Annotated in this window: 11 protein-coding genes; all 11 read left to right on the plus strand. The window is 53.0% G+C overall.

Going from position 1 to position 13,655, the window contains the following annotated elements; all coding sequences use genetic code 11:
* Positions 1-600 precede the first annotated feature (600 nt).
* On the plus strand, positions 601-1,764 hold the full coding sequence (locus tag AB3175_RS13020) for a hypothetical protein (protein ID WP_367361379.1): 1,164 nt from the start codon (positions 601-603) through the stop codon (positions 1,762-1,764).
* Positions 1,761-6,152, plus strand: coding sequence for a calcium-binding protein (locus AB3175_RS13025; RefSeq protein WP_367361380.1), 4,392 nt, complete (start codon positions 1,761-1,763; stop codon positions 6,150-6,152). The genes AB3175_RS13020 and AB3175_RS13025 overlap by 4 nt, the downstream gene beginning before the upstream one ends.
* A 326-nt stretch (positions 6,153-6,478) precedes the next feature.
* A complete protein-coding gene (locus AB3175_RS13030) occupies positions 6,479-6,649 on the plus strand; it encodes a hypothetical protein (protein ID WP_367361381.1) in 171 nt (56 codons plus the stop codon).
* Between the two features lie 187 nt (positions 6,650-6,836).
* Positions 6,837-8,516, plus strand: a complete 1,680-nt coding sequence (gene argS, locus AB3175_RS13035; RefSeq protein WP_367361382.1) for an arginine--tRNA ligase — start codon at positions 6,837-6,839, stop codon at positions 8,514-8,516.
* 39 nt (positions 8,517-8,555) lie between these two features.
* Positions 8,556-9,548: an SPOR domain-containing protein gene (locus AB3175_RS13040; RefSeq protein ID WP_367361383.1), complete on the plus strand. Its 993-nt coding sequence runs from the start codon at positions 8,556-8,558 to the stop codon at positions 9,546-9,548.
* 107 nt (positions 9,549-9,655) lie between these two features.
* On the plus strand, positions 9,656-10,990 hold the full coding sequence (gene ffh / locus AB3175_RS13045; protein WP_367361384.1) for a signal recognition particle protein: 1,335 nt from the start codon (positions 9,656-9,658) through the stop codon (positions 10,988-10,990).
* Between the two features lie 76 nt (positions 10,991-11,066).
* On the plus strand, positions 11,067-11,318 hold the full coding sequence (rpsP, locus tag AB3175_RS13050; protein ID WP_367361385.1) for a 30S ribosomal protein S16: 252 nt from the start codon (positions 11,067-11,069) through the stop codon (positions 11,316-11,318).
* A gap of 176 nt (positions 11,319-11,494) precedes the next feature.
* Positions 11,495-11,725 (plus strand): KH domain-containing protein, encoded by a 231-nt coding sequence (locus AB3175_RS13055; protein WP_041585032.1) that lies wholly within the window; start codon positions 11,495-11,497, stop codon positions 11,723-11,725.
* Positions 11,726-11,732: 7 nt separating this feature from the next.
* Complete coding sequence (rimM, locus tag AB3175_RS13060) at positions 11,733-12,233, plus strand: ribosome maturation factor RimM (RefSeq protein ID WP_367361386.1); 501 nt, start codon at positions 11,733-11,735, stop codon at positions 12,231-12,233.
* 11 nt (positions 12,234-12,244) lie between these two features.
* Positions 12,245-12,997, plus strand: coding sequence for a tRNA (guanosine(37)-N1)-methyltransferase TrmD (trmD, locus tag AB3175_RS13065; protein ID WP_367361387.1), 753 nt, complete (start codon positions 12,245-12,247; stop codon positions 12,995-12,997).
* The gene (locus tag AB3175_RS13070; RefSeq protein WP_367361388.1) at positions 12,994-13,578 is read left to right on the plus strand and encodes an RNA methyltransferase; all 585 of its coding nucleotides are present in this window, start codon (positions 12,994-12,996) and stop codon (positions 13,576-13,578) included. The genes trmD and AB3175_RS13070 overlap by 4 nt, the downstream gene beginning before the upstream one ends.
* The last annotated feature ends 77 nt before the right edge of the window (positions 13,579-13,655 follow it).

The raw sequence follows: 13,655 nt of genomic DNA on the forward strand, positions 1-13,655 counted from the left end.
CAGGATTTCTGCTTCCTGTTGGCCGTTCAGCCGCCTCGATCAAAACCCGCTGGTTTCTTCAGCGTGACTGCAGCCGTGACACGGCCGGTCGTATCGTTCCGCTTAACCGTGAAAATTCAACAGGTCGTGGTCTTTCTGCCCAGTCAGAAAGACAAAAGCGAAGGTATACTTCCTTGACGCAGCGTTTCGACTCTGCTGAAGGGAAAAAGCATTCACCCATCCCCTGACCTGCAACGGACGATCACTGATTCGATCCGCTTCCCATGGCTTTTCAACGTCTTAATCGTATCTTTCAGCGCATTCCCAATTTGTTTCCGGGGTTCCATTGCGCGACCGACTCTGTAATCTTCTCGTCGGACGATCCGCCGATTCAGGCCAGAAATTCCCAATGGTTTAAATGAGGGCGGAAGTGCTCATGGACACGCTGTTGCCCCTTCCAATTAAATGCTTCATCGAAGGTGAATTTTATAAACATTTATGAGGGAGTGGGAATGAAAGATGTAAATCCACAAACATGTCGTTACATGGTATGCCGCCCTTGATCAGTACACTTTATCAGTGGCGAGCTTTGCTTCGGGACCGTATTCAGGAGGGTTCAGCATGAGCAGTTCAGTAAACTATCCAGGTAAGTCGCTTCGGAACCTCATCTTAAAAAAAGGGCGCTGCCACGGGGGGGCTTGGAACGGGAATCCGCCCATTGTCAAGGGCAGGGATCCTCTTCCCGGCATTGCGATGTCGTTCATGGCCTGCCTGTTCTTTGCCTTCTTGTTCGTTATTCTTGGATGTCGGGACCAAGAATCCGCCTTTCCTTACAAGATACTCGACTCGGGAATATGGGCTGAGGAAGCAGGAATTGAATCAACCGGTTGGATTGATAACGAACACGTTTTGTTCATCACGAATAAGACATTGAAACCAAGCGGAAGCATCCCCATGGCCAAGTTTTTGACCGTCTGGAATCCGGATTCCGGGAAGGTTGATTTTTATCATCAAGCCTCTTTGCTTAAGTGTGTGCGCAAAGGGCAAGTACTTTTTAGAGAAGACATTGAACCAGAATTCAAACCGATTATCTACCGCGGCACTGTGGAAAATCCTGAAAAGCATCCTGCCCCAGGACCGGATATGATGATCGACAGTTCATTTGACTGCGATTGGGTGCCTGGGGAAAGTTTTGGAAGAGCGCCCGTCCGGGCCCCTCACACATACAAATTGAAGGACAAAAATTATATCGAGTTTACAGAACTTCCCAGTAACTCATCCCAGGGAAAAATGATTTACCATGAAAAGCCGGGAACAAAAGGTATCCCTTTGCCCTTTTATCTCTCTCTGGCGTATCACATTTCCTACAGCGAATTCCTGGATGCGTATGTCATTGTTGGAGATAAGCATTCTGTTTATCCAAAACCCGACACCCGGTCATTCTGGATACTGGAGCGTAGCGGTCAGTTGAAAAGCATACCCTATCCGCAGTCCCTGTTGAAGGGGGCTGTGGAAAATATCTATCCTTTAAAAAGAGGGTATCTGGCCCGTTATTCCCAGGATCAGAAAAAAGGAGCCGGTTCCGATGATCGTGGCCTTTGGCTCATTGATGGTGAAAAATCCGTCCGCCTGATTGTCGGCGACATGGGTTCCGTAGCTGTTTCACCTGGTGGCTGTAGAGCAGCCTTTATCCACGCAAAGAATATCAAAGAATATTTCTCCCAGAAGAACCCCTATCGCACAGTCAAGGTCATCGATTTCTGTGAAGGAGAGAATAAGCCATGATCACGTCCGAAGAAGCAAGAATCCTGTCGAAGGCAGGCTATGCATCCTATGACAAGTTGGTGCCGAACAATCAGTTCCAGATCGAAAGACATATTAATGAATCAAAAACAGGTTTTGACTGTACGATATATCGTAAAATTGGAACAAATGAATTTATTGTTGCTTTTGCAGGCACCAAGGACGGGCAGGATGTTGCGGCAGATGTAGCTTTAGGAACAGAGCAGTGGAAAGCGGCAAGGATTCGTGTTCTTGACACTCTTAAAGATCTTCAGGCCTCCAATATTTCCTTTACTGGTCATAGCTTGGGTGGGGCAATCGCACAGTATGCTGCGTATGAGTATATAAAAGAAAATTTAGAAAATCATGCTAATGTCAAATTGTGCACCTTCAATGGACTAGGCGGTAAGGATGGACTGGCGCAAATGCACTCAGCTGATTTTACTTCAAATAAATTTAACACTATTGTCCGTCAAATCGAGTCCGCTCACTTTTTCGCATCCTCCTCTGGCACCTCTGATATCGTTTCACGCCTTGGCGGGGGGCATCTGGGTGGGAATACTTACGAAATAAAGATGACCACACTCAAGGCGGGGTTGGTGTCCATTCACCAAGCCTGGAATGATTTTTTCAACCTTACGATCCCCGAAGTCACCACATCTCCTGATTATATCCACATCCCAAGGGCCCAGAAGATCGCAGAGATCGTTACATACCTGGGATCAGACGAAAAGATGACAGACTTGGAGGGCTGGTTCAAAGCGGCAGGCGGTGTGCTGATCGCTTTAAGTATGTTGTCCGATCCTGAACTTAATGAAATTTTAAATGCATTAAATCCAAGCCACTTTATCGCAGGCAGTAATCAGGTGATAGAGCTACCACTGCTTGCACGTCTCAGCTTTGCAATACTCGGACTTAAAGCATTTAACGATGGTCAAATCATCCATCTTGCAACAAATGTTCAGGAGATGACAGTCCAGGCCATTAAGGATACCGTAATGGCAATGGAGGATGCGAACAAAATACTTCAAGCCGCTTGGGAGGTAGCAATTGAAACAGCTTCGGATTCAATCGAAATCACCGCCGAACTATATACCACGACTTTTAATTTCGCCGTGGCAAGAATAGCTGATTTACTCAGCATGTACAATAGTGCCGTTGATTATAACTCCAGCAACTGGAGTGAAATTCAAGTGTTAGGTAAACAGGTTGTCTCTTGGATAAATGATCAACTTCTGGTTTTCAGCAACAATGCAATGGGAGTAATCAATGTTTTTCTTGAAATAGTCGATTGCAATAGTCTTGGCGCAGCACTGCTCCGCAGCCTCTTCAACGCCGCAGAAGCCGTAATCAGTCCGATTGTGTTGGATCTGGATGGGGATGGGGTGGAGACGACCGGGGTGAAGGCCGGTGTTTACTTCGATCACGACGCGAACGGTTTTGCTGAACAGACGGGATGGGCAAAGCCTGACGATGGGCTGCTTGTCCTCGACAGAAACGGAAACGGGGCCATCGATAGTGGCCGGGAGCTTTTCGGCAGTCAGACCTTGCTGGCAAGTGGAAGCAGAGCCGCCAATGGCTTCCAGGCATTGGCTGAACTTGACGGGAATGCGGACGGGAAAATCGATGCAAACGATGCCGCCTACGGGAACTTGAAGATATGGCAGGATCTGGACCGAGATGGTTATTCAAATCCGGGGGAACTTAAAAGCCTCTCCGAGATGGGCATCGTCTCGATCGATACCGGTTTTACGGATTCCACGGTGGTTGATGGCAGTGGCAATGCCCATAGGCAGGTTGGCTCCTATCAAAAAGCTGACGGCACAACGGGAATCGCCGCTGACGTCTGGTTTCTGGCGGATAAAATGTTTACGATGGCTGCCGAAACGCCGGATATCCCGGCGGATATCGCCGTTTTGCCTCATTTGCGAGGTTCCGGCAATGTTTATGATCTGCATGAGGCTATGGTGAGGGATTCCAGCGGGACGCTGAAACTTCTCATCCAGCAGTTTATCGATGCAGCCGAACCGGTTGTCCGGACCGGGCTGATGGACCAGATCCTTTTCAAATGGACGGGAAGCGACGGTGTCTCTCCTACCAGCCGTGGCCCCTTTTTCGATGCACGAAAACTGGCGGTTTTGGAACAGATGATTGGCGAGGATTTTCTTCAAGGTGCCAATCCGGATCCGGGGCCAGGGGCGATTCATCCTCTTGATGATGCATACACGATCTTGTGGGAATCCCTATATGGCTCCCTCATGGCTCAGACACATCTCAAGGATGTTTACTCACAAATCACCTATTACTGGGACGTGGACGATTCGTCCATCAGAGGCGATCTGAGTGGTGCAATCACATATATCCGGAATGAACTGGATGGGGATCTTGATTCGGGAAAGCAGATCCTGGCTGAATTCGTAAGAACCCTGAGGGGGATGAATGCAGATGAACAGACTAATTTTTCTTCCTTTTGTGATGCCTTTGCCTCCCAGGGTGAGGAACTGATTCAGATTATTGAAGAAGCAGGCAGAAACGTGATTTTCCTGGGAACAGGCAATGACTCAATACCGGAAAGTGGTTTAAAGGATCTGATCTATGGGTATGGTGGGGATGATAATCTCCTGGGTGGAAGGAACAATGATAAGATCGATGGAGGTGAAGGGAACGATTCACTTAACGGTGGTTCCGGCAGTGATATTTTGCAGGGGGGGCCGGGAGATGACAGCCTTGCGGGCGGTTCGGGAAATGATATTTTGAACGGCGGCCCAGGAAACGATTATCTGCAGGGGAATGAGGGCAGCGATACGTATCGGTTTACGCGGGGATATGGTGAAGACCGGATCGTGAACCCGGATGACGGCGATGCCGGTGTTGACACCCTGCAGTTCACGAGAGGGGTCAACCGCAGAGATGTGGAGTTCATCATGACGGCCGGCAATGAACTGAATGTCCGGATCAAGGATACGGCTGACTCGATTTTTATTCATCGCTGGTTTTTGTCCGATGCGAACTACCGTCTGGACCGCTTCCAATTTTCAGATGGTGAGATCCTGACAGCGTCGCAACTGGAAGCGAAGGGATACACTGTTTACGGCACGTCGTATCATGACAATCGCAATGGATCGTCATCCAACGACAAAATGTACGGCTATGAAGGCAACGACATCCTCAGGGGCGGTGCAGGAAACGACACCTTACAGGGCGGTCCGGGAGATGACAACCTTACGGGCGGTTCGGGAAATGATATTTTGAACGGCGGCGCAGGCAGAGATAATCTTGAGGGGAATGAGGGCAGCGATACGTATCGGTTTACGCGGGGATATGGTGAGGACCGGATCGTAAACCCGGATGACGGCGATGCCGGTGTTGACACCCTTCAGTTTACGGGAGGAGTCAACCGAGGCGATGTGGAGTTCATCATGACGGCCGGCAATGAACTGAATGTCCGGATCAAGGATACGGGTGACGCGATCTCTATCAATCGCTGGTTTTCTTCCGATGCGAACTACCGCTTGGACCGCTTCCAATTTTCGGATGGGGAGATCCTGACAGCGGCGCAACTGGAGGAGGAAGGATACACTGTTTACGGCACGACATATGATGACAATCGCAGCGGATCGACGTCCCATGACAAAATGTACGGCTATGAGGGCAACGACATCCTCAAAGGCGGTGCGGGAAATGATCGATTGGATGGCGGCCCGGGTGCGGATTCCATGTTCGGCAATGCAGGGAATGATGTCTATGTGGTTGACAACCTGAAGGATTACATTTTTGAAGACGCAAACGAAGGAACCGATACGGTCCGGAGCTCGATTTCCTACAGCCTGGGAAGCCATGTTGAGAAGTTGACTCTGACGGGCAGTGCTGCGATCAATGGAACCGGTAATGCTTGGAAGAATGTTTTGACCGGCAACGGTAAGATCAACCTTTTAAGTGCAGGCGCAGGAAGCGACACCCTCAATGGGCGTGCCGGGAACGATGTGCTGGACGGCGGCACAGGCAGCGACACGTACCTGTTTCGCCCCGGTGACGGCCGGGATGTCATTCAGGACTGCAGCACGCTGCGGGAGGATGTTGATACACTGCGGTTGACGGGCGGCATCGGGCGGAACGATCCCGTCATTGTGAAGCAGAGCGACGATCTCTACCTGTTCCTCGATGAATCGAATTATGTCGTGATTGAAGACCAGTTTTTGAATGGGGATCATGGCGTGGAGCGCGTGGAAGTCGCCGACGGTTATTACCTGGCGAGACCGGATCTTGAGAACATCGTCAATACGATGAGCGCCATCAACAGCGATCCCGGCATGGATGCCCTCCAGAAGTACAATGCCATGCAGGTCGATCTGACCTACATCGGCACAATGGCCCAGAGCTGGCAGCTCTGAAACGGCCCAAGTCGGGACGGGTTATGGGCCGGGGCCTGCCCCCGGCAGACGGTGGAAGCAGGCATGATCCCAGGCGGAAATCCCACGGGAAGGTGCGAAGGGTGGGGGCTGTTCGAATTATAAAATATCTTGACTTCACGGAGACATAAATATAGTGTAACCGCAAATTTGAAGGCGTTTTATCCGGCTTTCCCCCTGGTCGGCATCGCGGGGTCTGATCCGGTAAAAAGACTCTTCAAATTCGTTATTTTCTGATCAATAGACACGATTCTTCTGTTTTTCCGTAGGAATAACAAAGTTGTCAACTGGAGCGGGAGGGTTCTTAGATGTCGGAGAGAAAGATCTGTGCCATTTGTGCATGGAGAGCCAATTGCCAGAAGCGATTCAACGTGGTTACCGATTCCATGGGAAATGTCCGCTGCCCGGATTACAGCCGTGATCTGTCCATCAAGGATAGGGACATTGATGAGGCGGAGAAGAAGGATCGCAGTTCCTGAAAAGGAAGGGCAGGGCGCGGCACGGGGAACATTCCATTCGACGTAAGATATGAAAGTGCAGGTGGCATTGGGGTTGTTGCCCGCATTCCGGAAAGTTGGCCTCGAAGGCCAACTTTTTTTAATGTTCGAAGCATCCGCCAGGAAAAGGCTGCCTTCATGAAAAGGCATAGTTAAGGTCAGGTATTGTATGGTTGACGGATCCATAAAGCATCGATTGACGGCGCTCGTTGAGGAAGCGGCAGGTGCCTGCATTGCGGAAGGCCTGCTGAAGCTGGAGAATCTCCCCCCCGTGGAGATGGAAATGACGAAGGAAGCGGCTCACGGGGATTATGCCACAAACCTGGCCATGATCCTGGCGTCTCCCGCACGAATGAGTCCCCGGAAGATTGCCGAAATGATTACCGGCCATCTTCGGGATGAAAGGAATATCCTTGAGAAGAGCGAGATTGCCGGCCCGGGGTTCATCAATTTTTTTGTCCGGGAGCAGGTCTGGGCGGAGGAGCTGAAGGACATTGAACGCCTTGGGAAGAGCTACGGATCGACCGATACGGGGCGGGGCAGGAAAATCCAGGTGGAGTTCGTCAGCGCCAATCCCACGGGGCCGCTGCACATCGGACATGCCCGGGGCGCGGTGGTGGGTGATGTGGTCGCCAATATCCTGGCGATGTCCGGCTATGACATCTTCCGGGAATACTACATCAACGACGCGGGCAACCAGATGAACAACCTGGGAAAATCGGTCTGGTACCGCTATCTCGAACTGCTGGGGAAATCCGTCGAGTTTCCCGACACCTGCTATCAGGGGGATTACATCCGGGACATTGCCGGAGACATTCTGAAGAAGGACGGCGACCTTTATCTGGCGAAGGATGAAGGAGAGACGATTCGAGCCTTTACCGATTATGCCGCCGGGATCATTCTCGAAGGCATCAAGGAGGATCTGAAAGAGTTTGGCATCGTCTTTGACCGGTATTTCAGCGAACGAGTCCTCTACGTGAATGATGGGGTAGCAGGGCTGCTGGCCGACCTGGAGGAAAAGGGCTTTATCTACCGCGAAGAGGAAACCCTGTGGTTCAAAACGACGGATTTCGGGGATGACAAGGACCGGGTCGTGGTCCGCAAAAACGGCGAGCCCACTTACTTTGCCGCGGATATCGCCTACCACAAGAACAAGTACGAACGAGGATTCGACACGATCATCGACATCTGGGGGGCGGACCATCACGGCTATATCCCCAGGATGCACGCCGGGATCCAGGCCCTGGGGCACTCCAGGGAAACCCTACGCGTCGTCCTGGTGCAGCTGGTCAATCTCCTGCGCGACGGCAAGCCGGTGGCGATGTCCACGCGGTCCGGCGAATTTGTCACGATGAGGGAAGTGGTTGAGGAAGTGGGACGGGATGCCGCCCGGTACAATTTTCTCATGCGCCGGTCGGACAGTCACCTGGACTTCGACCTGGAAGTGGCCAAGAGGCAGTCCAATGAAAACCCGGTCTATTATGTCCAGTACGCACACGCCCGGATCTGCAGCATCCTGCGGATGGCCCAGGATCGGGGGATCGGAATGCCCGCATCGGCGGATGTGGATCCGCAGCTTTTGAGGATTCCGGAAGAGATCGCCCTGATCAAGGCCCTGATCCGTTTCCCGGAGATCGTCGAGGGGAGCGCCCGGACGCTGGAACCTCACCGGATCACCTTTTATCTCAACGACCTGGCCGGGCTGTTTCACAGCTACTACAACAAATACAAGGTGATTTCCGAAGACGAGGCGGTGACGAAGGCAAGGCTTTTTCTCATGAAATGCATCGCCATCGTGTTGAACAATGCACTGTTGCTGCTGGGGGTGTCCGCCCCGGAAAAGATGTAGCTCTCGTTGCGGATTTCCGTTCAGACATTTTGGTGAAACATGGCTGCCGACAATATCAAACGTTTTGAGTTTCGACTGGGAAAGTGGGGACTTACCCTCTTTGTCTTCGCCATGTCCCTGCTGCTGTTTTCGTCTTTTCTGTTCGGGATCAAGGTGGGGAAGGACATGGATGTCAACCCGGAGAAATACTCCTGGGGGATGTTGAACAAGATAGGGGAAACCACAGCTAAGCCCTGCCCGCGGAAGAGCGACAGGACCGTCATCGCGGTTCGTGAGGCTGGAAAAGAGAATCTGCCGAGCGAGAAGTCTGAATATGACCTTTCCTTTTACGACACGCTGTCGAAAAAGAGCAACAACCTGAGGAAACAGCCCTCCGGGAATGGGGCCGTCGAGGCGGTCCCCGGGACGCCGGCCGTTGTTCCGGAACAGAAGGCGGCTGCTACCGCGGCTCCACCCGCTCCGGCGGCAGGTTCTCCGGCGGCGAGTAAGCCGGCGGAAGTGAAAAAAGAGGAAAAGACAGCGCCTCCTGTCCCAAGAAAGGCAGAGGTTTCATCTCAGCAAAGAACGGAAGAGAAAGCCGTCGTCAAGGCCGTTCCCGAAAAAGTTCGGGAAGCAAAAGCCCCCCCGGAGGTAAAGAAGGCCGAACCGAAACCGGAGAAGGCGGTCGCCGCTGAAAAGAAGGCCGATGGGAAAATAGAGAAAATCATCGCGGCCGACAGGAGCCAGGTCAAAAAGGAAATCAAGCCGGCCACGCAGACCTTCATGGTCCAGGTCGGGTCTTACCGGGATAAAGCGAAAGCAGACCAGGTTGCCGCAAAAATGAAGGCCCTGGGCTATGCCCCGAGAGTCGCTCCCATGGAGTTGCCGGGTCAGGGAAAATGGTACCGGCTGACGATCGGCGGTTTTCCGAGCCGGGAAAAAGCAGCCGAAGCCGTAACGAACGCGGCAAAGAGCACGGGCTCCAGGGGATTTATCCGCCCGGAGGGGGAGGCAAAAGCGGCGGAGCCGTCCAGCCCCGTGAAAAAGAAATAGGCGGAAGACTCGTCTTTCATTCCGGGGATCCTGGAATAAACGAAATCGACAGAAGGTAAGGGGATGCGGACCCGGCACTCTGCAGATCAGGAGTGGGGAATTTCTTTATGTTTGAAAACTTAGCGGAAAAACTCGAAGGGGTATTTAAAAGACTGAAGGGACGGGGGCGCCTCGATGAGGAAAACGTCAAGGAGGCCCTGAAGGAAATCCGCATGGCCCTGCTGGAGGCGGATGTCAACTTTAAAGTCGTGAAGGATTTTATCGAGGATGTCCGTTCCAGGGCGGTCGGACAGGATGTCCTGGACAGCATCACACCCGGCCAGCAGATCGTGAAGATAGTGCATGACCGGCTGGTCGAGCTCCTGGGGGGGACGAGCAGCCAGCTGAAATTCGGCCACCGGTTTCCCGCGCCGATCATGCTCGTCGGACTTCAGGGATGCGGGAAGACGACCACGTCCGTAAAGCTGGCTCGTGTTCTCGCCAAAAGCGGCAAGCGGGTCGGCCTGGTCTCCGCCGACGTGTACCGCCCTGCAGCCATGGAGCAGTTGAGGGTGATGGGGGAGAAGATCGGCGCCCCGGTCATCCGTGCCGACAGCAGCCAGAGTCCCGTAAAGATCTGCGTCGAGGCCGTTGAGGAGGCGAAGCGGAGGGGCTACGAGGTCCTGATCCTGGACACCGCCGGCCGCCTGCACATCGACACCGAAATGATGGAGGAGCTCAAGCAGATTAAAAGCGCCGTGAATCCTTCGGAAATCCTCTTTGTCGCCGATGCCATGACCGGCCAGGATGCCGTCAACGTCGCCGCTAAATTCAACGAGCTGCTGGGAATCGACGGCGTCATCATGACCAAGATGGACGGTGATGCCCGCGGCGGTGCGGCCCTGTCGCTCAAGGCGGTCATCGGCAAGCCCCTGAAGTACGTGGGGGTGGGGGAGAAAATCGACGCCCTGGAGGTCTTTCACCCGGAGCGCATGGCCTCACGCATCCTGGGGATGGGCGATATTCTCAGCCTTGTTGAAAAAGCCCAGACGGTGGTTGACGAGAAAAAGGCCCGTGAGCTGGAGCAGAGAATCCGGAAGAATGAGTTCACCCTTGAGGATTTCAAGGAGCAGCTGCTGCAGATTAAGAAAATGGGCTCTCTTCAGGACATCCTCGGGATGATCCCCGGCTTCAGCAAGATCAAATCCCTGAAGCAGGCTGCGCCGGACGAGAGGGAACTGTTCAAGATTGTCGCCATCATAGATTCCATGACCAAAAAGGAGCGCAACAATTATCTGATCATCGATGGGCGAAGAAGAAAGCGGATTGCCCTGGGCAGCGGCACTTCCGTCCAGGACGTCAATCAGCTTCTGAAAAATTATGCTGAAATCAAGAAGATGATGAAGCGTTTCACCTCCAAGGGCGGCATGAAAGCGCTGCGCCGAGGCAATTTCCGCTTTTAAAAAAGCAAAAGCTGTGTTACAAAATAGTGCATAATCATTCTAAAATTATATCATCGGGAGGTATTTAGCAAAGAGAATGGCAGTCAAAATAAGATTAGCGCGTATGGGGGCAAAGAAGAAACCGTTTTACAGAATTGTGATATCTGATTCCGAATCCCCCCGTGATGGAAGGTTTCTGGAAATTGTCGGCAATTACGATCCGGGAAAGGATCCTGCCGAAGTGAATATCCAGGAAAGCAGACTCCAGGAGTGGCTTTCCAAGGGAGCAAAACCGACGCTGACGGTTTCTCAGCTCCTTCAGAAAAAAGGGATCAAAGTCGGGGCGTAGCAGCCGAAACGGATCTTTGAATCCTTGAAAGGTGAAAAAGCGATCCGCCGGGAAGATTCCGTCCCTCGCGGCTTCGATTTGTCTGTTAGAAAGAACGTTGTGCTGGAAGGGGATGCCGTAAAAAGTCGATATCTACAGAAGGTTTTATTGAGGATGATTCCGTGGAGGTTACGACGATGAAAGATTTGATCAAGTACATTGCTCAAGCGTTGGTAGACAACACCGATGCAGTCGAGGTTTCCGAGGTTGTCGGTGAACAGACATCTGTGATCGAACTTCGAGTGGCAAAGGAAGACCTGGGTAAGGTGATCGGCAAACAAGGCAGAACCGCAAAGGCAATGAGAACGATTCTGAGCGCGGCCTCGACCAAGCTGCGCAAGCGGGCCGTCCTGGAGATCATAGAGTAACTTTTTAATGAAGTTCTTTGAAATTGGAAAAATTGTAAAAGTTCATGGTTTGAAGGGTCGCATGAAGGTTAAATCCTATGCCGGCGCAGAGGAAGACCTTTCCTCCCTGCGCGAGGTCCTGATCGGCAGGGGGGACGGCGAAGCTACAACCTATGCGGTTAGAAGAATCGAACCTCGCGTGACCTTTTTCTTCCTGGAGCTTGAAACGGTCAATACCATCGAGGACGCCCGGAATCTCGTGGGAAGCCGGGTTTTGATCCCGGAGGATGCGCATGCCCAGCTGGCGGCGGACGAGTATTACTGGCGTGATCTGATCGGCCTGAGCGTTCTGACGGAAGAGGGAACCCGCCTGGGCTCCATCGACAGCATCTTTGCTACGGGAAGCAACGACGTCTACGTCTGCAGCGGAGGGGAGCGGGAAATTCTTCTGCCTGCGATTTCAGAGGTGATTCTGAAGATTGATCTTGAGAAGCAGGAAATGGTCGTGCGGCTGCTGAAAGGGCTTTAGGAAAGAGTCCCGTGATCCGGTTCGATATTCTTTCCACCTTTCCTGAGATGTTTGATTCCCCCTTCGGCTCCAGCCTTCTGAAGAAGGCGCAGGAGAAGGGGCTGGTTCAAATCCGCCTGCACAATATCCGCGACTACACGGAGGACCGACACCGGATGACGGACGATGCCCCTTACGGAGGCGGCGGTGGAATGTTGATGAAGGTTGAGCCCGTCGATAAAGCCCTCCGGGAGATCGGCGCGGATCGAGAAGCGGTTCCGATCATCCTGTTAACCCCCCAGGGGCAGGTCTTCAATCAAGGCGTTGCGGAAGAGCTTTCGGCACATTCCCGCATCGTCCTTCTCTGCGGGCACTATGAAGGGGTCGATGAGAGGATCCGGACGAAGCTCGCCAACCGGGAAATCTCCATCGGGGATTATGTATTGACCGGCGGAGAGCTGCCGGCCATGGTCCTTGTGGATGCCGTTTCGCGCCTTGTTCCCGGCGTTCTGGGAAATGCCGAATCGGCGTCGGCGGATTCTCTTTCTTTCGGACTTTTGGAATATCCCCAATACACCCGGCCGAGTGAATATCGGGGGTGGGGCGTCCCGGAAGTCCTTCTGTCGGGTCATCACAAGCTGATTACTTCGTGGCGCCGGAAAGAGGCGCTGAAGCGGACCTGGCTGCGCAGACCGGACCTGATTGAAAAATTGGATCTGACGGAGGAAGACCGGAAGCTTCTCCGTGAAGTGATGCAGGGCGATCCGGAAGGTGGCGACCGTTGACCGGAGAGGCCAGGGCAGGCTATCCGCCTCCCTATTACCTGGTTCTCCTGCATTTCCCCGTTTGCAATAAAAACGGCGATGTGGTAACAACCGCCGTCGCCAACATGGATGTGCATGACATAGCGCGGGCCGCCAGGACATATGGCGTTCAGCGCTATTATATTGTAACGCCGCTGGTGGCTCAGGTCAGGCTGGTGGAGAAGATTCTTGCCCACTGGCAGGAAGGCTATGGGGCCGAGTTCAATCCCTCGAGACGGGAAGCCTTTCAGCGGGTCGATGTGAAGACGGCCCTGGACGACGCTATGGAGGACATGGCCCGCCGGTCGGGAAAAAGGGTCCGCCTGGTGGTTACGGGTGCCGGTCTGTCAAATAATGCCCTTTCCTGCGAAACGCTCAGGGACATGATGTTGCGCGAAGAGGATGCTTATGCCCTCGTTTTCGGCACCGGGTGGGGGCTCGCAGCGGAAGTTCTGGATCGCGCCGATTACCGCCTTGCGGCGGTGAAAGGGGTTTCGGACTATAATCACCTTTCCGTGCGCTCCGCCGTCTCCATTGTGCTGGACCGGTTGTGGGGACGATAATATGTGGACGGGAAGGATCAAAAATGATAACAAGGCGCCGGAATGCGAATCGGGCGCCGGGTCCGTACGGGCAGGGA

Source organism: Syntrophus sp. (in: bacteria) (assembly GCF_040768185.1).
In the GTDB taxonomy this organism is placed as follows: domain Bacteria; phylum Desulfobacterota; class Syntrophia; order Syntrophales; family Syntrophaceae; genus Syntrophus; species Syntrophus buswellii.